Origin of the sequence: Thalassobacillus pellis, assembly GCF_016908295.1 — a bacterium.
GTDB lineage: Bacteria > Bacillota > Bacilli > Bacillales > Halobacillaceae > Thalassobacillus > Thalassobacillus pellis.
This window is the reverse complement of sequence record NZ_JAFBDO010000001.1, coordinates 624,906-649,332: the sequence shown is the minus strand read 5'-3', so window position 1 is coordinate 649,332 and position 24,427 is coordinate 624,906. Positions and strand designations below refer to the sequence as shown.

20 protein-coding genes and 1 riboswitch are annotated in these 24,427 nt (G+C 45.2%); of the genes, 15 read left to right on the top strand and 5 right to left on the bottom strand.

The window, feature by feature from the left end; genetic code table 11:
• Positions 1 to 169 precede the first annotated feature (169 nt).
• Positions 170 to 1,501, top strand: coding sequence for an efflux RND transporter periplasmic adaptor subunit (locus tag JOC33_RS03030; RefSeq protein ID WP_205090828.1), 1,332 nt, complete (start codon positions 170 to 172; stop codon positions 1,499 to 1,501).
• A 1-nt stretch (position 1,502) separates the two neighbouring features.
• Positions 1,503 to 4,562 (top strand): efflux RND transporter permease subunit, encoded by a 3,060-nt coding sequence (locus JOC33_RS03025; protein WP_205090826.1) that lies wholly within the window; start codon positions 1,503 to 1,505, stop codon positions 4,560 to 4,562.
• Between the two features lie 436 nt (positions 4,563 to 4,998).
• On the opposite strand, the gene JOC33_RS03020 is transcribed toward JOC33_RS03025, so the two are convergent.
• Together JOC33_RS03020 and JOC33_RS03015 are read right to left on the bottom strand one after the other, a co-directional pair.
• Complete coding sequence (locus tag JOC33_RS03020) at positions 4,999 to 5,349, bottom strand: PilZ domain-containing protein (RefSeq protein ID WP_205090824.1); 351 nt, start codon at positions 5,347 to 5,349, stop codon at positions 4,999 to 5,001.
• 84 nt (positions 5,350 to 5,433) lie between these two features.
• Positions 5,434 to 6,171: a CBS domain-containing protein gene (locus tag JOC33_RS03015; RefSeq protein ID WP_239533953.1), complete on the bottom strand. Its 738-nt coding sequence runs from the start codon at positions 6,169 to 6,171 to the stop codon at positions 5,434 to 5,436.
• 471 nt (positions 6,172 to 6,642) lie between these two features.
• On the opposite strand from JOC33_RS03015, the gene pcp reads away from it, so the two are divergent.
• The 3 genes from pcp (at position 6,643) to JOC33_RS03000 (ending at position 8,200) form a co-directional block, all read left to right on the top strand.
• Entirely contained in the window at positions 6,643 to 7,263 is a 621-nt protein-coding gene (pcp, locus tag JOC33_RS03010; protein WP_205090822.1) for a pyroglutamyl-peptidase I, read from the top strand.
• Positions 7,264 to 7,505: 242 nt separating this feature from the next.
• Positions 7,506 to 7,614, top strand: a riboswitch (cyclic di-GMP riboswitch).
• A 22-nt stretch (positions 7,615 to 7,636) separates the two neighbouring features.
• Complete coding sequence (locus JOC33_RS03005; RefSeq protein ID WP_239533952.1) at positions 7,637 to 7,789, top strand: anti-repressor SinI family protein; 153 nt, start codon at positions 7,637 to 7,639, stop codon at positions 7,787 to 7,789.
• A gap of 87 nt (positions 7,790 to 7,876) precedes the next feature.
• Complete coding sequence (locus JOC33_RS03000; RefSeq protein ID WP_205090818.1) at positions 7,877 to 8,200, top strand: helix-turn-helix domain-containing protein; 324 nt, start codon at positions 7,877 to 7,879, stop codon at positions 8,198 to 8,200.
• A 115-nt stretch (positions 8,201 to 8,315) separates the two neighbouring features.
• Here the strand turns inward: JOC33_RS03000 and gnd are convergent, their stop codons facing one another.
• Genes gnd through gntK form a run of 3 tightly spaced genes read right to left on the bottom strand, consistent with a single transcriptional unit; the run spans position 8,316 to position 12,179 of the window.
• The gene (gnd, locus tag JOC33_RS02995; protein ID WP_205090817.1) at positions 8,316 to 9,215 is read right to left on the bottom strand and encodes a phosphogluconate dehydrogenase (NAD(+)-dependent, decarboxylating); all 900 of its coding nucleotides are present in this window, start codon (positions 9,213 to 9,215) and stop codon (positions 8,316 to 8,318) included.
• Positions 9,216 to 9,249: 34 nt separating this feature from the next.
• The gene (locus JOC33_RS02990; RefSeq protein WP_205090813.1) at positions 9,250 to 10,599 is read right to left on the bottom strand and encodes a GntP family permease; all 1,350 of its coding nucleotides are present in this window, start codon (positions 10,597 to 10,599) and stop codon (positions 9,250 to 9,252) included.
• Positions 10,600 to 10,616: 17 nt separating this feature from the next.
• The gene (gene gntK / locus JOC33_RS02985; protein WP_205090812.1) at positions 10,617 to 12,179 is read right to left on the bottom strand and encodes a gluconokinase; all 1,563 of its coding nucleotides are present in this window, start codon (positions 12,177 to 12,179) and stop codon (positions 10,617 to 10,619) included.
• 220 nt (positions 12,180 to 12,399) lie between these two features.
• Here gntK and JOC33_RS02980 point away from each other — a divergent pair, with 220 nt between their 5' ends.
• From JOC33_RS02980 to JOC33_RS02935, 10 genes are all read left to right on the top strand, one after another.
• Positions 12,400 to 13,254, top strand: coding sequence for a MurR/RpiR family transcriptional regulator (locus tag JOC33_RS02980; protein ID WP_205090804.1), 855 nt, complete (start codon positions 12,400 to 12,402; stop codon positions 13,252 to 13,254).
• A gap of 13 nt (positions 13,255 to 13,267) precedes the next feature.
• Positions 13,268 to 14,236 carry a sugar kinase gene (locus JOC33_RS02975; protein ID WP_205090802.1) on the top strand — a complete coding sequence of 323 codons (969 nt, stop codon included), beginning with the start codon at positions 13,268 to 13,270 and terminating at the stop codon, positions 14,234 to 14,236.
• A gap of 24 nt (positions 14,237 to 14,260) precedes the next feature.
• Positions 14,261 to 14,908, top strand: coding sequence for a bifunctional 4-hydroxy-2-oxoglutarate aldolase/2-dehydro-3-deoxy-phosphogluconate aldolase (locus JOC33_RS02970; RefSeq protein WP_205090800.1), 648 nt, complete (start codon positions 14,261 to 14,263; stop codon positions 14,906 to 14,908).
• A 4-nt stretch (positions 14,909 to 14,912) separates the two neighbouring features.
• On the top strand, positions 14,913 to 16,061 hold the full coding sequence (gene dgoD / locus JOC33_RS02965; protein ID WP_205090798.1) for a galactonate dehydratase: 1,149 nt from the start codon (positions 14,913 to 14,915) through the stop codon (positions 16,059 to 16,061).
• 407 nt (positions 16,062 to 16,468) lie between these two features.
• Complete coding sequence (gene asnB / locus JOC33_RS02960; protein WP_205090796.1) at positions 16,469 to 18,358, top strand: asparagine synthase (glutamine-hydrolyzing); 1,890 nt, start codon at positions 16,469 to 16,471, stop codon at positions 18,356 to 18,358.
• Between the two features lie 492 nt (positions 18,359 to 18,850).
• The gene (locus JOC33_RS02955; RefSeq protein ID WP_205090794.1) at positions 18,851 to 20,107 is read left to right on the top strand and encodes a tetratricopeptide repeat protein; all 1,257 of its coding nucleotides are present in this window, start codon (positions 18,851 to 18,853) and stop codon (positions 20,105 to 20,107) included.
• A gap of 27 nt (positions 20,108 to 20,134) precedes the next feature.
• Complete coding sequence (locus JOC33_RS02950; RefSeq protein ID WP_205090792.1) at positions 20,135 to 21,394, top strand: tetratricopeptide repeat protein; 1,260 nt, start codon at positions 20,135 to 20,137, stop codon at positions 21,392 to 21,394.
• Positions 21,395 to 21,462: 68 nt separating this feature from the next.
• Positions 21,463 to 21,951: a VanZ family protein gene (locus tag JOC33_RS02945; protein WP_205090791.1), complete on the top strand. Its 489-nt coding sequence runs from the start codon at positions 21,463 to 21,465 to the stop codon at positions 21,949 to 21,951.
• A 161-nt stretch (positions 21,952 to 22,112) separates the two neighbouring features.
• Entirely contained in the window at positions 22,113 to 22,727 is a 615-nt protein-coding gene (locus tag JOC33_RS20640; protein WP_205090790.1) for a tetratricopeptide repeat protein, read from the top strand.
• Between the two features lie 556 nt (positions 22,728 to 23,283).
• Positions 23,284 to 24,411 carry a glycosyltransferase family 4 protein gene (locus JOC33_RS02935; RefSeq protein WP_205090786.1) on the top strand — a complete coding sequence of 376 codons (1,128 nt, stop codon included), beginning with the start codon at positions 23,284 to 23,286 and terminating at the stop codon, positions 24,409 to 24,411.
• Positions 24,412 to 24,427: the final 16 nt, after the last annotated feature.

Below are 24,427 nucleotides of genomic sequence, written 5' to 3'. Positions count from 1 at the left end.
CCCATCTAGCTTCTTTGCCCATTACTTATTGAAATTTTTTCCTTCCTTTAGTACGATTAACCCTGTAACTGAGCGTTTTATCGATATGATGATACCTGTAGAAACAGGGCAGACTTTAACTATATAAATTCCAGATTATAAGGGCAAGGAATCAGAGAGGAGCCGCATCATGAATAAGTGGTTAGTTGCTGCTGTGACATCAATTGTGTTGACGGTAAGCGGCTGTTCAAATAACGAAACAGCGGATGAAGCCGAGCAGGTAACGCCGGTCGAGGTAGCACAGGTGAAAAAAGGCGATCTCCAGGTTGAACGGGAGATCACCGGACGAAGCCTGCCTTCCTCCTCGTCACCTGTCCTTCCACGAACGCAAGGGGAAGTCACTAGTGTGCGTGTGGCAAAAGGGGATATGGTTGAAAAAGGCGACACCATAGCAGTGATAGACTCTGCCGGTGCAGCCAACCAGGTCGAGCTTCAGGAGATAGCTGTCCAACAGGCAGAAAAACAGTTGGAAAACGCCAGAATTGCAAAACAGCAGGCAGCACTCGCGGTGGAAAATGCTAAAAAACAGGCCCAGCTTGCAAGGAAGGCATCCTCAGGCATTGGACAGCTCGAACAGGTTCAAGCGGCTGCATCCGAGCAGCTGGAACAAATGGAAGAGCTAGCCGGACAAGCGGAAGAGCTTGCCAAAAATGGTACGATTCCAAAAGGGATCAGTGATCAGGCACAAACCCTGATGGAGCAGGCATTTTCCCAATATCAAGAGTCCTTAGGACAGGTGGGAGCTAATCAGGTATCTGCAGCTCAGGCGGAAAGTCAGGTTACACAGGCGGAAGAACGGCTTCGTCAGGCTGAGGCAGGGGTGGAACAGGCAAGGCTTCAGGTTGAGCAAGCCCAGCTGCAGCTGGAGCAGGCACGCAAGCAGGCGGCAAATAACACGATCACCGCGCCTGCCAGTGGTGAAATCACATCACTTTCTGCAAAAGAAGGGACCTTCGTCTCCGGACAGCAGCCACTGGCAACAGTCGTTTCCTATAATCCCATTACAATCGAAGCACAAGTGACAGCAGACCAGCTTTCCCTTTTCAAGAAAGGTCAAGAGGTGACTGTTGCGATTGATGGGTTGGAAAATAAGCTGAAGACCACGATCCAGTATGTATCTTCAGTCCCTGGCGAGTCTGGTTTATATGCTGTCGAAGCTGAAGTAGAAAATGAATCCCAAGCTATCAAGCCAGGCATGATAGCGACATTCCTATTACCGGAAAATCTTGCAAATGACGCTCTCATCGTTCCTACAGAAGCTGTGGTCCAGGAAGGCGAGGAGGCATTTGTCTATAAAGTAATCAATGATAAAGCAAAGAAAGTTGCTGTAACAGTGGTAGAGGCACAATCAGATAAAACAGCAATAAAAGGCAAGCTGAGTGACGGGACAACTGTGGTCACCACCGGCCAGTTTGCATTGTCAGATGACAGCCGAGTGACGGTAATCGGGGAGGACAATTGACGTGAAGCTAGTCGATCAGTCTGTCAAACGTCCCGTCGGTGTCGTCATGATTGTCCTTGCCATCGTAGCCCTTGGTGTCGTTTCTTTAAGGAACCTTGCCATTGATTTATACCCTGATATCGACCTCCCTGTTGCAGTCGTCTCGACTAATTACCAGGGAGCAGCTCCGCAGGAAACAGAAAAGTTAGTCAGCCGTCCGATTGAGTCAGCCGTCAGTTCAATAGAAGGTCTGGAAACGGTCCAGTCCCAGTCCCAGACCAGCGCTTCCCTGGTGTTTATAAAATTCAATACCGGTGTCCACCTTGATAATGCTCTATTGGAAGTCCGGGAAAAGGTGGATCAGGTAAAAGCTGCACTACCGGAAGGGGCAGGTGAACCGAACGTACTTCGGTTTGACCCTCAGCAGATCCCGGTGATGTGGATCGGCCTTTCCGGTGATAAACCGGAAGATCTGCAGCAAATTGCAGAAGACCGAATTGTACCTTATCTCGAACGACAGGAAGGAGTCGCTTCCGTCAACATAGAAGGGGGAAAATCCAGAGAAGTACGGGTATTAATTGACCGGGCAAAGCTGAACCACTACGGTCTCAATTCCCAGGCGATTATCCAGGCACTTCGAGAAGCGAATCAATCGGCTTCAGCCGGTGCAGTAAAAAAAGGAGATAAAGACCTCCAACTCCGGATTGACGGGGAATTCGATTCCATCGAAGCAATCGAAAATACCATCCTCCCAACAGCAAACGGAGGAAAGGTGAAGCTTAAGGATATCGCTGAAATCAAGGATACATATCAAGATGCAACTGCCATTTCCAAGGTGAACGGACAACCCTCCATTGTGTTGTCGGTACTGAAAAAATCAGACGGAAACACGGTGGAAACAGCTGAAAATGTAAGAAAAGCGATGAAGGAAATCAGCGGAGACATCCCGGAAAATGCAGCGTTGAAAGTAGTCCTTGATACTTCTGAATTCATTACAGCGTCTATTGATTCGGTCATTAAGAACATTATTATCGGCGGTGTCATTGCCACAATGGTCCTGTTCCTGTTTTTGAAAAGCATCCGGGCGACGCTCGTCATCGGAATTTCCATTCCGATCGCGATCATCTCAACCTTTACACTCATGTACTTCACCGGGGAAACATTGAATGTCCTGACAATGGGCGGGCTTGCTCTCGGAATCGGGATGATGGTCGACAGTTCCATCGTCATTTTAGAAAACATCGTCAGCTATCGTCAGCAAGGCTATACGTTGATGGATGCCGCAAAAGAGGGAGCGTCAGAGCTTGCTCCAGCAGTCATCGCCTCAGCCACAACAACTGTTGTTGTGTTTTTGCCGATCGTATTTGTAGAAGGCATCGCGTCTGAACTGTTCACTCCCCTGGCATTGACCATTTCTTTCGCATTGTTAGCGTCTTTGATTGTATCCGTCACCCTGATACCGATGCTGTCATCGAAATTACTGACAAAACAACTGCAAATGAGTGGCAGAAGATACTGGTTCGATCGATTTCATGACAAAATGGATAATGGATATAGGAAACTGTTAGAAAAAGTATTGAAATACCGGAAAACTACTATTGTTACGACCTTGGCATTCATCGTCGGGAGCAGTGCCCTGATACCGACCATCGGGACAGAATTTATCCCGCCATCCGACCAGGGGCAGATCGATATCAGCATCGAAACACCTGCAGGAACATCACTCGAGGAAACGGAAAAAGTCACGGAAAAAGTAAGTGAGCGTTTGAAAACCTATTCCGAAATTATCGAAACCAATTACCTGACAATCGGTGGAGGCGGCTTCGATACCTTTTCTTCCTCCTCTAATAGTGCGACTTTCACTCTGCAGCTGGTAGAACCCGGTGAGCGAGAGCGGGACACAGTGACCGTTATGCAGGAAATTGATGAGAAGCTGCAGAATATTCCCGGTGCTGAGATTAACGTCAGTGAAATCGGAGCAGGCCTCGGCACTGGTGCACCAGTCCAGATACAATTGAATGGTCCGAATTATGAGGTGTTGAGTCAGCTGGCGGACCAAGTCGTCTATATGATCGAGGATATTGACGGCATCCATAATCCCAAAGCTTCCACCGATGAAGGAAAACCTGAAATGCAAATCAACATCGACAAGGAAAAGGCTGCCCAGTACGGACTTTCCTATCAACAGGTATTGGGGCAGGTACAGCTAGCCTTTAATGGACAAGTCGCCACCAGATATCGGGAAGGCAACGATGAAATCGAGGTACGCTTGATCCTCCCGGAAGATAAAAGAAGCACCATAGCAGACCTCGAAGGAATGAACGTCCAGACACCGGCAGGAGCTTTGATTCCACTCCATTCCATAGCAGAACTCAAGCAAGTGCAAGGGCCAGTCACACTTCTGCGGGAAAATCAACAGAGACAGGTCAACGTGAACAGTGAAATCGTCGGCCGTGATTTAGGAAGTGTAACAGAAGATATCGAAAAAAAATTACAGCAGCTGAATTTTCCAGAAGGATACAGTTATGAGGTAGGCGGACAGGCCCAAGATATGAGGGATGCTTTCGGTGACCTGGCAATCGCCCTCATATTTTCCATCTTTCTGGTATATGCAGTCATGGCCGTACAATTTGAAAACTTCCTGTTCCCGTTTATCATCATGTTCTCATTGCCAACTATTGTAATTGGCGTGGTACTCGGCCTGCTGGTCACCGGACTGCCTCTCAGTCTGCCTGCATTCGTCGGAGTCATCATGCTCGCAGGGATTGTGGTCAACAACGCCATCGTACTCGTCGACTACATCAATATCCTGCGCAGGAAAGGAATTGAACGCTATGAAGCAATCCTTGAAGCCGGACCAAGCAGGCTGCGCCCGATACTGATGACAACACTCACGACCGTACTCGGAATGGTTCCATTAGCCCTGGGAATCGGCCAAGGGGCAGAAGCACAGCAGCCTCTTGCGGTTACCATCATTTTCGGTTTGACCATTTCCAGCATCTTTACATTGCTTTTGATACCAGTTGTCTATATTTATTTTGATAACCTATCAGGAAAAGTCACTGGCTGGTTTAGAAAATAATCTCATATTGAAGGGCAAGAGCTTTTCTGAAGTCTGCAAAATAGCTGACCTCGGGAAAGTTCTTTCTTATTATTTTTTTGGGGAAACACATGCGTCTGGCGTGGGACGCGCGTACAGGGCCAGGAAGTGCGCGTCTCCGTGTGCGTAAGTAGAATACGCGTACATGGCTCTGGACCACGCGTTTACGTGAGCTGAACCAGCGTATTAGGCATTGGAATGCGCGTGTATAGAGGGTGAACGCGCGTGTATCCGAGTTGAGTACGCGTGTTCGCAAGCCCAACACGCGCACACGATCAGGCCCCCTAAGGGGTTAAACAGCACACGGCAAAGTAATCTACAGTAAGGTCAATAAATATAAGTTCGAAACGAATAAAATGGTGAAAAATTTCCGTGAAATTTTTTCCATAAAAAAAGCCTGGTTCTCTCAGCCAGGCTATCATTCCGCTCTATTCTGTTTTGTATATAGCTTTAATGCATGAACGATCATCTGCTTCATTTCCTCTGTTGTATGTAATTGAACTCCTGCTGTCATTCGTTTTCCTAAATTTTTCACCCAGACGATTTCCCCATCGACGTCGATCTGTTGGTTTTGGAGGGAAAATTGAATCAGTAAATCATCGTCTGTACTCAACTCGGAGAAATAATCTAATTCGATTTTCACTCCGCTCACACTTAAATTAATGAGTTCAATCGGACCTGCGACGAAGCGGTCCGTTTTTTTTATGAAACTGCCGGGTATCGTATCATCGAATGTGTAGCGGAAGGCTTCATTTCGCTTATAATACATGGGAATCCCATCCCCTCTATACTTTTATTGGACTAATCATAAAACGACGGAGACGATAATGCAATACAATATGTGCATGCTGCCTCATCCACCCTGGCTGTCGCGATCGATTTTGATCAGATCCCACGTTGTCACAATTCCAATCGGCTTTCCATCAGGTGCCCCGCCTTCGGTTATAAGGACAGCCTTCAGCTTCAAATTTTGCTTAAAGCTTTGCGAAAAAAAAGCCTCCAAATCGAAAATCGAATTTTTTTCGCTCAAAAAACGGACATTATGGTTCTTCTCAAGCGGCAGGATATCAGCTGCCCGGACTTCCCCAAGCTGGATGCAGTCCTGATTCATGTTTCGGGATAACCAGCGGACCACCCCATCATTAGTCAACAGACCTAGAAACTCATGATTCTCCCCATAGATAGGGAACTGGGAAACTTTGAAGCGGCTGAATGCTTCCAAAATTTTCGTCAGGTGTGAATCAGACCGGAAGAAAAGCACCGGTTTTGTAGCCATATCAAGGGCTAATGGCGGCTGATCAAGCGTTTGTTTAATTTTTTCAATCGTCTCCACAACGTCTTTATGAGGGTAAGCGATATAATAATCATCACGGATTTTCTCATGGACAATCGCATTTCTGAGCTTCGCGAACTGCTTCAGATGATCAAAATGATGCCGAATGACGCTATGCTGCACTTTCGACCGCTGGACAAGCTCCATGAAATTATCATTCTTCGGATAACCATTGATGGACTTTAGTGTTTGATGAATCTGGTTAAATGCGATCTCAAAGTGCTCCGCCAGCTCCATCCCGTACCTTGACTCATTCATGCGAACACCTTCTTTATAAATAAAAATAGATAGTACACTTATTATATCGGATTCACCAATTAAAAAACATAATGGAAAGAAGCAGGTTAACTTTTGTAGTATTAAGTAACCGCTGAAAACAGCGTTCGAACATGCTATTTCGAGAGCAGGCGATCATAACCAGCACCTGAGCTAGCATTTGATCTTCAGCGAGCATAAATGGTATCTGGGCGCGCGTATTCTGACTTTGGGAGATCATAAACAGCACCCCAACGAGCGTATTCTACACGCCGGCGAGCGCAAACAGTAATTGAGCGAGCATATTCCGATCCCCGCTCAAGTATACCCGGCATCTGAGCTAGCCCGAGTGCGCAATCATACCTGGCATCAAAACGATCATATTCCGACCGCCTCCCCAACCATCCCAGCATAACCTATTGATCCACTCAGCATAGCCCTGTATGCTATCCTAATGACAGAGGTGATGGAAAAATGAAGAAAATACTGCTTACTGGCTTCGAGCCATTCCTTGATTTTCCGGTTAATCCAACCATGCAGATTGCAGAGGAACTTGACGGTGAGAAGATGAATAACCATGAAATCATCAGCAGAGTACTGCCGGTCGATTTCCAAAAAGCGGGAAAAGAGCTGCTCACTCATATCGAGGAAACCAACCCGGAAATTGTCATTGCGCTTGGTCTGGCCGGTGGCCGCCCGAAAATTACTCCGGAGCGGATTGCGATCAATTGTAATGATGGCCCGGTTGACAATCGTGGTCATAAACCAGATGGGGAACGGATTTGCTCCGAAGGGCCGGATGGATTGTTTTCCACGCTTCCTATTAAAGAAATTACGGCAGCCTTGAATGGAGCCTCTTTTCCAGCTGAGATTTCCAATTCGGCGGGTGCGTATCTCTGCAACAATGTGATGTACCATGTTTTATATCATTTTCACAGGAAGAAGGACCATAAAAAGGCGGGATTTATCCATATTCCTGCTTCCCATGAGCTGGCAATAAAGCATGGAAACATTCCAAGCTGGTCCCAACAGGATCTGACCGCAGCCATACGCCTATCCATCCAAATAACAACAGACACCCCGGGAGAAACATAATTTACACCCCAGGAGAACCATATTTTGGGAGGGACCAGAACCTTCATATCGAATGAGTGAGCTGTCCTTAAATACCTGGGACAGCGTTTTGGCTAGTTCATTAATCCCTATAACTGTGACTAAAAAACCAGATAATTACCAAAAAAAGTTTGATTCGACAAAATTAGCCGTTAGTTGTTGACAAATTCTAACAGATAAAAACACCCCTAGTACAGTATATTTATTATTATCATTAAATCAATTTCAGAAAAGGGCAAACGCATTGAAAAATGAGGGCGCAAAGTCACAGGCCTACGGTACCGAAGCAACTACTCCTTACATACGGATCGCTATGGCGGCTGGACTACCTGAAAGAACTGAAAAGGGGCTCGTTATGATGAAGGTTTCCAATCACAAGCAATGTAAGAATTTAGATGTTGAATGGGTGGAGTTAATACTGGCAGCAAAATCATTGGGGATGACAAAGGAAGAAGTGAAAAATTTTTTCGATCAAAAATCAGGTGCAGTGAACCGCTTCAATAAGTAACAGTATGCGGTAAAAAGAAATATTGTGCTTAATTTCGAACACTCGCCTTTTTTTATGGTATAATTTAAGGGAAAGAGGTGAGTGTTCATGATAGGTGAACGAATTAAGCTGATTAGGAAAAATCGGGGCCTGTCCTTGACTGTTTTGGCGGAGAGGGCCGGGGTGGCGAAGTCGTACCTTAGTTCGATCGAGCGTAACATACAGTCTAATCCGTCGATCCAGTTTCTCGAGAAAATTTCCACGGAGCTTGATGTGTCCATCAATTACCTGTTGCATGGGGAGCAGGGTGAAACGGATGCAGCTCTTGATGAAGGGTGGAAGCGGCTGGTCATGGAAGCAATGGAATCAGGGATCTCCAAGGAACAATTTCGGGAGTACCTGGAATTTAATAAATGGAAGCTGAACCAATGAGCGGAAATGTTCCCCTTTATGGACGATAAAAAAGCACTCCTACTGACAGGAAGTCAATAGAAGTGCTTTTTTGTGTTGTCCTTTTAAGCCCGATGCAGGAATGAATCCTCGTCCATCAGTCACTTTTTTCAGTGGCATGTCCGCCGAATTCGTGGCGGAGTGCGGAAACGACTTTTCCTGTGAAGGTGTCGTTTTCCTGGGAGCGGTAGCGCATCATCAATGATAGGGCGATGACAGGAGCAGCAGTCTCAAGGTCGAGCGCAGATTCTACGGTCCATTTTCCTTCTCCCGAGGAATTCATGACGCCGCGGATGTCATCCAGACGTGCGTCTTTTTTGAATGCTTCTTCCATGAGCTCCATCAGCCAGCCGCGGATGACAGAACCGTGGTTCCATACGTGGGCTACTTTTTCATAATCATAATCGAATGGGCTCTTTTCGAGCAGGTCGAAGCCTTCCCCGATGGCAGCCATCATGCCGTACTCCACGCCGTTGTGGATCATTTTCAAATAGTGGCCGCTGCCGCCTTTTCCGGTATACAAATATCCGTCTTCAACAGATAAATCGCGGAATAGCGGTTCGACCTTTTCAAATGTATCCGCATCGCCGCCGATCATGAAGCATGCTCCATGACGTGCACCGGAAATTCCGCCGCTTGTGCCGACATCAAAGAACTTGATGCCAGCCTCCTCAAGCTGTCTATGATGCTCGAGGGTTTTCTTATAATGGGAGTTACCGGCTTCAATCAGGATGTCTTCCTTATCAAGCAGGGGAGTAAGTTCCGAAATGACCTCATCGGTGATCTCACCTGCAGGGACCATGATCCAGATGACGCGGTTCGGCTCTAACGCATCTGTCAGCTCCTGAAGGGAATGGACACCTTTTCCTCCCTTATCTGCAAAGTTTTTTACAGCATCTTCATTGACGTCATAAGCGACAACATCATAATTTTTCTCCAACATCTGTTCTCCGATGTTGAATCCCATTTTACCTAATCCAACCAAACCTACCTTCATGGTACATACCCCTTTTTAAATAGTTTATAGAAATTTAGACAAAAAAGCTTATAAGCAAAGCGACTCCAAAGCCGACAAGTCCGATGATCGTTTCCATCACGGTCCATGTCTTCAGCGTTTCTTTTTCCGTCAGGCCGAAGTAACGGTTGACGAGCCAGAAACCGGAATCGTTTACGTGAGAAACGACAGTAGCACCGGATGCAATGGCAATAACGAGCAGTCCGAGCATCGGTTCGCTTACGTCAAAGGAATCTAACAGCGGGGACACAAGTCCGGCAGCTGTGATCATGGAGACAGTCGCAGAACCTTGGGCGATCCGGACGACAGTCGCTGTAATAAAGGCAAAAACAATCAATGGCATCTGCGCATTTTTCATCATATCAGCCAAGATATCACCAATACCAGAGGAAATGAGCATTTCACCGAATACACCACCGGCACCGGTTACGAGGATGATAAGACCCGCTGGTTCGAGTGCTTTCGTAGTGATTTGTTGAACTTCTTCCTTACTGTAGCCGCGCTTATAACCGAAGAAGTAAAAGGTCAGCAGGGCAGCAATTGTCAAGGCGACGAATGGATGACCGATAAAGACGAGGAAGCTCTGTAATGAACTTCCATCGGCTAAAACAAGATCGGCAGTCGTGTTTAGTAAAATTAATACGAGTGGAAGCGTGATGATCAGAACGACACTCTTAAAGCTAGGCAAGTCCCTGTCGTACTCAATTTCTTTTACTTGTTCCATCATATATTCTGGTACTTTGACATGAATCTTATCAGAAATGTATTTACCGAAAACTGGACCGCCAAGAATCATGGCAGGAAGACCTGCAATGGCACCGAACAGGATGACCCAGCCCAAATCAGCATTCAAGAGAGATGCAACAGCGATCGGACCTGGAGTCGGTGGAATAAAGCTGTGCGTAACCGCAAGACCCGCAAGTAACGGAATCCCGAAATAAAGCAGTGATTTTTTCGTTTTCTGAGCCATACTGTACAAGATTGGAACGAGGATGACGAGGGCGACATCGAGGAATACCGGAATCGATACAATGAAACCAGTAAGACCAAGTGCCCATGTAATATTTTTCTCGCCGAATTTATCCATCAATGTAAGCGCGAGACGTTCGGCACCACCGGATACACGGAGAATCTCACCGAACATGGCACCAAGACCGATGATGACAGCGATGAATCCAAGGGTACCTCCCATCCCTTTTTCAATGGTTGAAATAATTTCTTTTGGAGGCAGCCCGACTGCCAATCCGATCAGGATACTGACAACGAGTAGAGCAACGAAAGCCTGAAGCTTCGTACGCATAACAAGGAATAATAACAATAAGACAGCTAAGACAGCGGTAATGATAAGACCTGCAGTACTTTCCATGAAAAATTTCCCCTTTCTTATTTCATATTGGTAGATAATGTGTCATCGCCATGTCCATGACGACGCTGAAAATCTGAAATGGCTTTGAACTCATCCTGCATCTGTCTGGCAAGGCGCAGGAAGATCGGTTTCAGTTCCCGGTAGACTGGCAGATTTTCATCAATCGGGCCATGTTTCACTTTGGTATGGATGACTTGTTTGATACTTGCCAAATCGTCCACCATCCCAAGCGCTTTCATGGTCAGCCAGGCAGCTCCTAGACAGGAGTTCTGGTGGCTTTCGGGCACGACAATTTCCGCTTCGAATACATCAGCCATGATCTGTCTCCATAGTTCCGATCGGGCGAAACCGCCTCCTGCCCGGTATTCGAAAGGCTCGACACCGGCTTCAATCAGAGCAATTACGACGGAATACATCTGGAACATGACGCCTTCGAGTACGCTGCGGACCATATGTTCACGGCCGTGGTTCAGTGTCAGTCCGAAGAACATTCCTTTCGTGTCGGCATTCCAGAAGGGAGCACGTTCCCCGGTGAGATACGGCAAGAACAGCAGGCCGTCTGCTCCTGGTCTGACTTTTTCCGCTTTCGCGGTGAGCAGGTTGTAGACTTCACCGCTGGAAACCGCTTCGCTGATATCGGCGAATAACTCATCCCGTGCCCAGCGGAAGGCGATGCCCCCATTGTTGATCGGTCCGCCGATAACCCAGCGATCCTCTGTCAACGCGTAACAGAAAATCCTTCCCTTCGGATCCACGGAGGGCCTGTCCACGACTGTTCGGATAGCCCCGCTTGTCCCGATCGTACACGCAACCGATCCTTCCTCGACTGCGCCGACACCGATGTTGGCGAGCACACCATCACTTGCCCCAACGACGAACGGTGTGTCAGGCGCAAGGTGCAAGCTTTCAGCAACCGTGGAATCGAGGCCTTTCATCACGTGGGAAGTCGAAACCGGACGTGACAGTTGTTCCTCGGTGATACCCGCCGTTTCCAGCGCTCCTTTGTCCCAATCTGAATTTGCCAGATGGAACAGCCCGGTAGCTGAAGCGATCGAATAATCGACCACATAACGATGGAACAGCTGGTAGAAAATGTACTCTTTTATAGAAATCCATTTAGCCGCCTTGTTAAAAATGTCCGGTTCATTGTTCTTAAACCAGAGCAGTTTGGTCAGCGGTGACATGGGATGGATCGGAGTACCTGTCCGTAAGTAAATCTCGTGCCCATCGCCTTTTTTCAACGCTTCCGCTTCTTCGACAGAACGTTGATCGGCCCAAGTGATGACGTTGGTCAACAAGGAACCGTTTTCATCGACGGCAAGCAGACTGTGCATGGCAGCGCTGAACCCGACCCCGGCAACCCGGCCGTCCTGATTCGCAACCTGACTGGCGACATTCGCTAGCGTCCATTTGACAGCCTGATAGATTTCGTCTGCATCCTGTTCTTTTTTGGTCGGGACAGGGGAGTAGAGCGGGTAACCCTTTTCTTCCTCGGCCCAAATCTTTCCCTTCCGGTCGTAAGCCAGAGCTTTCGTGCTTGTCGTCCCAATATCAACCGCGATGATGATGTCTGACTGCATGTTTTCCCTCCTCAATTACTTAAGCGTTTACATCGTCTAGTAAAAAAATAAGAGCGAGTTTGCTTGTGTGTGAAATTTTTTTTCTCAACTACAGATTATACAGTAAATTTTTTTCACTTCAACAGCTAGAATGAAAAAAATTTTCGTGTTACGCTTTCCTTAAGAAAAGTTATCGTATAAACTAGTCATATCATCGAAGAAGCAAAAAGGGGGGTTCCGGATGGCGAATGCACCAGTCCATGTGTTGAACCGGATTCGCTCTTCCTACCAACAATTCAGTGAAAAAGAAAAGCGGATTGCGGATTACATCATCTCCCAGCCAGAAAACATTGTACATTCCACCATCAACCAGGTGGCAGACGAACTGGAGGTCGCTGATGCGACTGTTTTCCGTTTTTGTAAGCGCTTAGGATTCAAAGGATATCAGGCGATGAAGATTGCCCTTGCCTCTGAACTGGTCAATCCAATCAAGGATATCCACGAAACGATTACAGAAGATGACTCCGATATGGACATCTTGAATAAGGTTTTTCAGGCGAATATCAACGCCATGGAATATACACGAGAAATACAAAATGAAAAAACTTTTCAGGAAGCGGTTTCCTATATAATAGAAGCAAAGCAGATCAATTTTTTCGGTAATGGGGGCTCCGGGGTGACTGCCATGGATGGACAGCACAAATTCATGCGGACCGGAGTGATCAGCCAGGCCTATACGGATACGCACCTGCAGCTCATGGCTGCTGCCCAGATGACGAGCAGCGATGTTGCCATCATCATCTCCCATACCGGAATGAACAAAGACATCCTGGAAGTCGTCGATGTAGCAAAAGAAAACGGTGTCAAAACGATCGGAATCACCAACTATGCCAAGTCTCCATTCAGCAAGGCCGTCGATATCTGCCTGTTTACTGTTTCCCAGGAGACTGTTTACCGGTCAGAAGCGCTTGCATCAAGGCTTGCGGAACTGTCGATCATTGATGCATTGTATGTCATTTATTCATTGAAAAATAAAGAAGCATCGCAGGAAGCATTATTGAAAATGCGGAAAGCGATATCACGAAGAAGGATGTAGAAGGGATGGAATCATGGAAGAATTAGATGTGGTAACTTTAGGAGAAACGATGGTATTGTTCAGTACACACGAAAACCTTCCGCTCGATTATGTCCACCAGTTCCAGAAGCAGGTGGGAGGGGCGGAATCGAACGTAGCAATCGGTCTGACCCGGCTCGGACATCGTGTCGGCTGGATCAGCAAGCTCGGAGAGGACCCGTTCGGAAGCTACGTCAATAAGTTCATTCGCGGCGAAGGCGTTGATACTTCCCGTGTCACGTTTACCGATGCCGCTCCGACAGCCGTCTATTTCAAGGAAAAATTGTCGGAAGAGAACCTTAATGTCTATTACTACCGGAAAGGATCAGCTGCCAGCCTACTGACTGCAGAAGATCTCGATGAAGATTACATAAAGAAGGCGAGATTTCTTCATTTGACTGGTATCACTCCGGCATTGAGCGAGGAATGCAGGCAAGCTGTCGACCGTGCGATTGACATAGCCAGGTCGAATGATGTCAAAGTCATTTTCGATCCGAACATTCGATACAAGCTGTTTGGAGATCTCGATGCTGCCCGTGAAACTCTTCTTTCGATAGCGGACAAAGCAGACGTACTATTACCTGGCATGGATGAAGGTGAATTTTTGACAGGCGAAACAACCCCTGAAAGAATCTGCAGTGCCTTACGAAAGCGCAGCGGACAGCGTATAGTCATCAAGCTAGGAGCGGAAGGCGCTTACTATCAGACTAGCGAAGGTGACGGTTATGTAGCAGGCTTCCCGGTAGAAAAGGTCGTCGATCCCGTCGGCGCCGGCGATGCCTTCGCTTCCGGAGTGATCAGCGGTCTCTTAGACGGCAAAGCAATCGAAGAAGCAGTACGGCAGGGAAATGCGATGGGAGCGTTCGTCGTGCAGATGAATGGGGACGTAGAAGGCGTGCCAACACGGCGGCAGCTGGATGCCCTGCTGAATCCCAAGCAAGCAAAACAGGATGTAAACAGGTAAACTTACAAACAAGGAGGAGAAACGATGAGAAAATCAGAACGCATCGATAAAATCTATCAATCTGGCGTCATCGCCGTAATCAGAAGGCCAGCCCCGGAGAAAATCATTCCAATTGCAGAGGCACTCGTTTCAGGCGGTGTGCACACACTGGAAATCACCGCAGACTCCGAGCGTGTCTATGACATGATTCGTGACGTGAAAGCGCGCTTCGGTGATGAAGCCCTGGTCGGTGCCGGAACTGTACTGGACGAAGTGACTGCCAAACAAGCGATCGAAGCAGGATCCGATTTCATTTTCGCACCGAATTTCGACCGTGCCACAGTAGAAATGGGCAATCGCTACGGTGCTGTCACGATTCCAGGCGTCATGACACCGACAGAAATCGTCCAGGCTTATTCTGCCGGAGCAGATCTGGTAAAAGTTTTCCCGGCAACAGCCATGGGACCTTCCTATATTAAGGACTTGAAAGGACCACTTGGCCATATCCCAATGATCCCGACCGGCGGGGTAAATCTTGATAATGTCGAGACTTATGTAAAAAATGGCGCATTCGCAGTCGGGGCAGGCGGATCACTTCTTGATAAAAAACTGATTCAGGCAGAAGACTTCAAAGGACTTGAAAATCTGGCCCGCGAATTCAAAGAAAAAGTAGAGACAGCAAGAAAGGGGTAGCATAATGAAAATCACAGGATTGAAAACATACGTCGTGCCACCAAGGTGGCTTTTTTTGAAAATCGAAACCGATGAAGGTATCGAAGGCTGGGGCGAGCCGGTCATCGAAGGCCGCGCCCATACTGTAGAAGCTGCAGTGGAAGAACTTAGTGATTACCTGGTAGGTCAGGACCCACTGCGTATTGAGGACCACTGGAATGTCATGTACCGTTCCGGCTTCTACCGAGGCGGCCCGATATTGATGAGCGCGATTGCCGGAATCGACCAGGCGTTATGGGATATCAAAGGAAAATACTATAATGCACCAGTCGCTGACTTGATGGGCGGCGCGTGCCGTGATTCCATCAAAGTCTACTCCTGGATTGGCGGTGACCGTCCATCAGACGTCGGAGCGGCAGCGAAAGACGCTGTGGACAGAGGTTTTCATGCGATTAAAATGAATGGAACCGAAGAACTGCAATATATCGATTCCCATAAGAAAATCGATGAAACGGTCGAACGAGTAGCAGCGGTAAGGGAAGCTGTCGGGGATTATGTAGGAATCGGAATCGACTTCCACGGACGTGTCCACAAACCGATGGCAAAAATGCTTGCCAAAGAACTGGAAGCCTATCGTCCGATGTTCATCGAAGAGCCTGTACTAGCTGAAAACAACGAAGCATTGAAAGAAATCGCCCAGCACACATCCATACCGATTGCGACCGGTGAGCGCATGTATTCCCGATGGGACTTCAAACAGTTATTATCAGATGGACAAGTGGACATTATCCAGCCTGATTTGTCCCATGCTGGTGGAATCACCGAGTGTAAAAAGATCGCATCGATGGCAGAAGCCTACGATGTCGCACTGGCACCACACTGCCCGCTCGGACCAATTGCACTCGCTGCCTGCCTGCAGGTGGATGCAACAAGTCACAACGCATTCATCCAGGAGCAGAGCCTTGGCATCCATTACAATAAAGGCAGTGACCTGCTTGACTATATTCATGATAAGTCTGTCTTCGAATATAAAGATGGCTATGTGTCCATGCTCAAAGGACCTGGCCTTGGCATCTCCATCAACGAAGAAAAAGTCAAAGAAAAAGCAGAAGAAAGCCACCGCTGGAGAAATCCAGTATGGCGCCACCGCGACGGCAGCGTCGCCGAATGGTAAACTAACACACATCAAAAAGCCTACCCCGGGAGAACCAGTATTTGTAAAAGGCCTTCCCCAGGAGAACCAGTATTTGGAACTCCAATGGGGGAGGCTTTTTTATGTCCAACTTTTGATTAATCCTCTCTTAAATGCATTCAGAAATTCTCATCTATTCTATCATTTGGGAAATCTGCCGCTTTTCCTCTTTCTACCATCAAATTCCGACTGATTTCGCGGTCTTTCATCCTGTTATTGTAAGTTTGCTAGAACGTTTTTCTTAAATGATGTATCTTTTATACTACGATTTTGTTTGACGTTTCCCTCTCTGTGTAGTTAAAATTGGTATGAGTGACAAAAAAATACATGTAACCAAAAATTTGTTGAAACGACAAATCTGATATACAACAAAAAATGGAGGGACAAATGTGTGCGGTATTGTAGGATTCACGAATGCAGGTCATAGTAAACATCACGAAGAAATCATCAAAGAAATGGTCGGGACGATCGGGCACCGCGGACCGGACAACTCTGGGGAATACAGTGATGAACGCGTCACGCTTGGATTCCAGCGGCTGCAGATCATCGATTTGACCCACGAAGCCAATCAGCCGATGTTTAATGAAGATAACAGCATCGTCCTGGTATTCAATGGTGAAATCTATAACTTTGAAGAACTGAGAGAAGGCCTTGTCGCGAAAGGGCATCAGTTCAAGAGCCGTGCTGACAGTGAAGTGATCATTCATGGTTATGAAGAATATGGCACGGAAATTTTGCAGGAGCTTAGAGGAATGTTTGCTTTTGCAATCTGGGATAAAAATGAGGATATGCTGTTTATAGCAAGAGATCCATTCGGAATCAAACCGCTCTACTACACACAACATACATCAGATGAATCATTCATGTTCGGTTCGGAAATTAAATCCTTTCTTAAAAATCCTTCCTTTAAGAAAGAACTGAACAGACAAGCACTGAAACCTTATCTTACTTTCCAGTATCCTGTCTTAGACGAGACATTCTTCAAGGGTGTCTATAAGCTGAAGGCAGGGAACTATATGATCTATAAAAATGGTAAAACAGAAGTCAGGCCCTACTGGCAGCCGACATTTGACTCGAAGGATAACGATTTGGAGTATTATATTGAACGAATCAAAGAGACCATGAAAGAATCGGTCCGTTATCATAAAATCAGTGACGTTCCAGTTGGTTCATTTTTATCCGGTGGCATCGATTCCAGCTACATAACGGCATTGCTGCAACCGAATAAAACGTTCTCGGTCGGTTTCCAGGAGCATGAAGGGATATTCAATGAGACGAATCTGGCAGAAGATTTATCCGATATACTGGGAATCGAGAATCATCGGCGCCTGATTACAGGAGACGAATTTTTTGACGCGATTCCTACTATTCAATTCCATATGGACGAGCCCCATTCCAACTTGTCATCTGTCCCGCTTTACTTCCTTGCAGAGCTTGCAAGTGAGCACGTGACAGTTGTACTGTCAGGCGAAGGTGCGGATGAAATATTCGGTGGCTATGACTGGTATAAGACTGGTCCTGTCATGCAGCGTTACGAAAAATTGCCGTTTGCCTTAAGACGTCCCGTGTCCAACCTTGCAAAGAAATTTCCGAGCAATCGATTGACGAATTTTCTAGTGAAAGGCGGACAGCGGGTCGAAGAGAAATTCATCGGACAGGCGAAGGTATTTGAAGAAAAGGAAGCGGAACGAATTCTGAAGGAAGATTTTAAGAAATCTCCGTCCGTACAAAGTATTACGAAAAGTTCTTATCAGGAAGTCGCCGGTAAAGACAATGTTACAAAAATGCAGTATATCGATATCAAGCACTGGCTTCCGGGAGACATCCTATTGAAAGCCGACAAAATGAGTTCCGCTCATTCGCTCGAACTCCGTGTACCGTTCCTGGATAAAGAAGTCATGAAAACAGCCGGAGAAATACCTGCCCATCTTCGCGTCAACAACGTAGATACAAAATACGCGCTCCGAAAAGCTGCGTTGGAGGTTTTACCGGAAGAATGGGCTAATCGAAAGAAGGTAGGGTTCCCTGTACCAATCAGACATTGGCTCAGGCAGGAAAAGTATTATAACCGCGTGAGAGAATTATTCCAATCACAAATGGCCGGAGAATTCTTTCATACCGATGAACTGATGCGTTTCCTGGACGAACACTACCAAAACAAAGCCAACCATCAGCGCTACATTTGGACTGTGTACGTTTTCCTAGTCTGGTATCAGAAGTATTTCATTGACATGCAGGAAGATATATACGAAGACACCCCAACACACGCATATGCCTAAGAAAAAAAGCCATCACCCCGGGAGAACCAGAAAATGGTTCTCCCGGGGTGATTTTTTCACGTTTATTTGTTATTATTGTCGATAGTGCTATCATATAGTGTAATAAATTGTCAAAATATCTAGTATAATAGACATGAAAATACATAGAAAGAAGAGAAATTTCATGTTTCCATGGAAACGTTTCTATTAATTGGAGAAACATTTAGTTTTGAAAATTCCATAAAGAAAATAGAATTCATTCACCCTTGCCTAATGAATCAACCCCTTTTACCTTCAAGTCTTTATAATTCAGCTCCAATTTGGAATTTCCATGAGTTATCAATTTATTAATAAGAAAGCGTTATCAAATACTCTGAAACTAAAAATGGAAATAAAAACCAATTGGAGCATATTCAAGAGAATGTTCCGTGTTTCTGGTATGTTATACTTCAAATGATAGAGGTACAGCCAGACGGAAAAAAGTCGAAACAAGCATAAAGGGCGGAAACTACTATGAATATCGGGAAACGTTTACGTTACTTGATACACACCTACAACAAAACAGAACCAGATTTCAAGGAAGGCCCGGTTTTAGCTGCAGAGTGGTCTGCCATTTTGGAAAGAAAACTTCCCTTGCGTTATGAAATTGCATCCATACTTGCTAATAATTGGAACGTTCCCATTGGTTATTTAACCTCTTACGAACAAAATGACCTTTCGATCCATCGGGAATTGCAGGCTCTTCAGCATGAATTGCTGACAAATGATTCCCACGCAGAGGAAAGAATCAATAAGCTGGATCAGCCAATGTCTATCCATTCGATTGTTCAGGAGGTCATTTTCCACCTGCTGAAATCCGTCTATCATTATAAGAGAAATGAACTTGCGATAGCGTCCGAAATCGAACAGGAGTACTTGTCCTTAATGCTGCCTGATTACACTATATGGAAAGAAACCATTGCGTTTCAACGAGCATTTTTCTATTATTTCGGCGTGAAGTATTTCTATGAAGGGAAGACAGCAGAGTCCCTGCAATATTTCGAACGTTTGCTGGAAAAAACATCAGATACAGATGAAGTGGTATCAGTCATGCAAAACCTTGCACTGATTTCAAAGAATACCAAAGAATACGACCAGTCGATCGTTTATATGAGAGACCTGGCACAGTACAGCAGAAAACACAATCATCAACGTGGATTGTCCATTGCCCTGAATTACCTCGGGGTGCTCCATTTATTAAAAGAAAGCTATCCAACGTCGATTTACTATTTTGAAAAGCTAAACGAAATGGAGCTTGATCCTTTAATGCAATCCCGTCTCTATCATAATTTAGGCGTCCTGTATGGGAAGCAGGAGCGATTTGAAGAAGCGATCGCCATGTATGAGCAAGCGGTAGTATGGCGGAAGGCGTATAATATAGAGGAAGAAATGTTTTTATCCTGTCACGCTCTAGCCCGGAATCATCACCTCAATGGGGATGAGGAAAAGGCACATTATTATCTGAATCTCGCAAATCACCAGGCTGATAATGAAGAAGAACGGATGCTCGCAAAAATGATTGAAGCACAAATGCAGGAAGACAAGCATCCGGAAGAAGCAATCCGTATGTACGAAACGATTGCGACATGTGGTATAGCGACTATATTGGACGATATTTATCCGGTACTTATCCGGCTTTATACAAGAATTGGTCAAAAAGAGAAAGCAAGTCTGTATAGCAGGCGTTATAAAGAATTACACATTAAAATGCGAAAAGAAAAGGAAGCATAGGACAAGCATAAAAGGCGGGGTTTCCAAATGAACATCGGGAAGCGGTTAACTTATCTGATTGAAACCTATAACAAAATAGAACCGGACTTGAACACATGGCCGATTCCTGAAGTGGAATGGTCGGCTGTGTTGGGAAAGAAGCTGCCGCTCCGTCATGAACTGGCTGCGATTCTAGCAGAAAAATGGAACGTTCCAATTGCTTATTTGACGGCTTATGAACAAAATGATCTTACGATACATCGTGAGCTCCAACAGCTGCAACACGAACTGCTCACCAATGATGAACGTGCCGCGCAGCGCATGAGGGACCTGGATCAGCCGATGTCCATAAATTCTATTGTTCAGGAAGTCATTTTTCACCTCCTGAAAGCCGTCTATCATTATAAAGAGAATCAACTTGCTAAAGCAGCCCAAATCGAAAAAGATTATCTCGCTATCATGCTGCCGGATCGCCGGATGTTAAAAGAAACTGTCGCCTTCCAGCGGGCGTATTTCTACTACTTTGGGGTGAAATATTTCTTTGAGGGAAATGCAGCAGAATCACTTGACTATTTCGAACGGCTGTTGGAGAAATCAAACGATCCCGATGAAGTGGTGTCTGTCATGCAGAACCTTGCTCTTATTACAAAGAACAACAAGGATTATGACCAGGCGATTCACTATATGAAAGAACTGGAAAGCTTCAGCAGGAAACTCCATCACAACCGCGGTTTATCAGTTGCACTGAACTATTTAGGCGTTCTTCATTTGCTTAAAGGCAGTTACCCGACCTCCATCTATTATTTTGAAAAACTCAATGAAATGGAGCTTGAGCCATTGATGCAGGCGAGGCTTTATCATAACTTGGGAGTGCTCTATGGAAAACAGGATCGCTACGAAGATGCCATAGCCATGTATCATCAGACGATTGACTGGCAAACTTCTCGCGGCTTCGATGATGAACTGTTTTTCTCTTACCATGCTCTCGCCAGAAATTACTTCCACATAGGAAACCATGATCAGGCAGCACGTTTCCTGAATAAGGCTAAAGAGATTGCCAAAAATGAGGAAGAGAACATGCTCGCCGACATGCTGGACGCAGATATACTAGAAGAAGATAATATCCAAGAGGCGATTGCGATATATGAAAAGGCCGCAGATTACTTTGCCAATCTTCGCAAACTGGACGAAATCTATCAGAAGCTGATTAAGCTGTATGAAAAGAACGGCGACCCCAATAAAGCAGGTAAATACGAGCAGCTTCAGCACAAGCTTCATATCAAATTAGAGAAAGAAAAAGAAGCATAAAAAGACCTGCAGGCCAATATACCTCGCAGGTCTTTCTCAATCTCCTACATAGAAATGGGTGTCTATGATTGAAAAAATGGAAATATTGGCTATTACCGATCCTATGGATGGGCGTGATTTTCCACTCTTCCTCCCAGCCGTATCAAGAACAGAACATGAAACCATTCCTTTCTGAGCGCTTTGACCTAACTTTTATTACGCCATTTTTGGATGGAATCAGCTTCGTTTATCACCAGGAAGAAGTAAGTGTTGCTACACTCGGTGCGGCAGGATTTATCGAGTTTTTTATCCGTAAAGGAGCCCATGTGACAGTATTTATGATTTTGGCCGTTCTTTTTTATTACGCCTTTACGAAAACAACAGCTTTTAAACGGAGTCTTAGCGTCACTTTAGCATGGGTGTGCACGGTTTTATATGCCATCACGGATGAATGGCATCAGGGATTGACGCCGAACCGGACACCATATGCGGGGGATGTTGTGCTGGATGCTGTCGGAGCGTCGTTTGCTGTCATAGCGATAGTACTTCTTTCAACAATTCGACGGCAGCGTCGCTGAGAAGGAAATAATTTATGCGGAATATAAATATTTCCCGGGAAATGCACACCAAATGTCGAAAACTTTTCGGAATTTACTGAAAACCTTTCCATAACTCGACAAGCTTTTCATGGACAGTATGATAAGTTTAAGTTATCAACTGCCAAGGGGGAGTACACAAAGTGAATTTACGGTCGAGAATCGATTATTTGTGTAACATAAACGGGCTGACAATCGACATGCTGGACATCCCCGTCGAAGAATTGGACATGCTAGAGCAAGGGATGGTCCACCTGCCACCATCGAGTATCCAGCGTCTCTCCACTGTGTTTGATAGACCGGCTTCTTATTTTGAAGAGCATGAAGAGGTCAATCCGTGTCTGCATCAGCTTCTGATAGAATTTCAGCAGAAACTGCAATCCGATGAAGGTAACATGGAAAACCTGATCGTAAGAATTGAAAGTTATCAGCCGATTCCTTCGTTGCAGCAAGAGGTGATATACCACCTGTTACTAGCGGTCTACCACTATAAAAAGCAGCGCTTTGACCATGCATCGTGGCTGGAGGATAACTTTCTGTGTTACTTTCTGGACAAGTATCCCATTCTTAAACAAAATATCATCTTTGACAAAGCCATGTTTCATTATTTGGGCGTCAAATATTATTACATGCACAACTTTGATGAGAGCAAGCGCTACTTTGAGGAGTTATTAGAATTATCCAAGGAAGACAGGGAGCATAAAGCAGATTACTCCATGCTCACCCATTTTTCTCAGGGAGAACGTTTACGTGCTTAAGAAATAGGTTAAAAAGACATTTTGCCATCATGGCAAAATGTCTTTTTTTGCATGCTTCTAGATACCGAAAATTACGAAAGCAGTCAAAAAAGCAAGTTTCAACCCGTATTTTGTAGTGAATATACTCAATAAAGAAACACGGACGACCTCTAAATCATATAATTATACAAGGGTTGAAGAAAAACGTTCCCGAAAAGCATTTCTTCCGCACGCAAGGGACGAGCGGAAGAGCATGAATCAAAAGTATTTCCATATATGGAAAATAAACTGGTTACTTAAAAGTTTAAAAAAATAAAAAAGGATGTTTAACTTATGAATGATAAAGTAGATCTCAGTGAGGTTCTGCAGAACATCATCAGGCAGAGTGAAGCAGCTGAAATTGAGACGACAGAGGAAGTCATTGAACAGCTTAAGCAACAGTTAGGTTAATTCTTTTTAAAGAAAATGTAAATATCTTAGGAGACAGGCAAAATTCACTTTATGATTTTTGTTGAATCATGTAAAATAAAAGTGATTTGCTAGTTATTTTCAATAATTTACAAAAGTGAGGTCTCCTATGTTTGATATTACAAGCCTAATTATTGCATTTATACTCGCCGTACTGACAAGCTATATTTTGACCTTTCCTATTCGTAAATTAGCCGTGAAGTGGAAGGTAATGGATTATCCCGAATTACGGAAAATACATACAACTATAACTCCAAGGATGGGGGGAGTTGCAATATTTGCCGGTGTGGTAGTCGCTTTATTGTATCTGAGACCTCAAATCCCAGAGTTTTTACCAATAAGCATTGGCGCCACAATTATTATGGTGACAGGCCTACTGGATGACCGTTATCAGCTTCGGCCATTGGTGAAACTGACAGGGCAGATTATTGCAGCATCCATCCTTATCTTCTCTGGACTTCTGATTGACAATATAACCATTCCCCTTTATGGGATGATTGAGTTGAATATTTTTGTTAGTGTCATTGTAACTTTTTTCTGGATCATTGGCATAACAAATGCCATCAATCTGATAGACGGTTTGGATGGCCTTGCTACAGGGGTTTCAACAATTGCTCTTACCAGCATAACCGTCATGGCTTTTATTGATGGCAGGATGGCAGTAATATTGATTTGTATTTCCATTATCGGAAGTAATATAGGATTCTTATTTCACAATTTCTATCCGGCTAAAATTTACATGGGTGATACAGGCTCCCTTTTTTTAGGGTATTCGGTTGCCGTATTATCCATGTTAGGACTGTTCAAAAGTCTTACATTCTTCAGCTTTGTCATTCCTATTCTGGTCTTGGCAATACCAATTTTCGACACGCTTTTCTCCATCTTAAGAAGACTAATAAATAAGAAGCCTGTATTAGAGGCAGATAACCAGCATATCCATTACCAATTGATCGCATCAGGGTTCAGTCACCGTACGACTGTACTAATAATATATGCATTTAGTGCACTTTTCGGAGTTTTGGCTGTTTTCTTTTCTTATGCGTCTTTCGCATTGGCGCTTGGAATTACATTTCTGATTGTATTTATTCTGCATTTATTTGCTGAAATGACAGGTGTAGTAAAGGGTGGTAGGAAACCTGTTATTGATACAGTCAAAAACACGGCAGCTAAAACAGTCAATAAAGACAATAAAGATGATAAAGATGATAAAAAGAAAAAAAAGCGTACATCTTCGTAAAAAATAGGCTATAAGC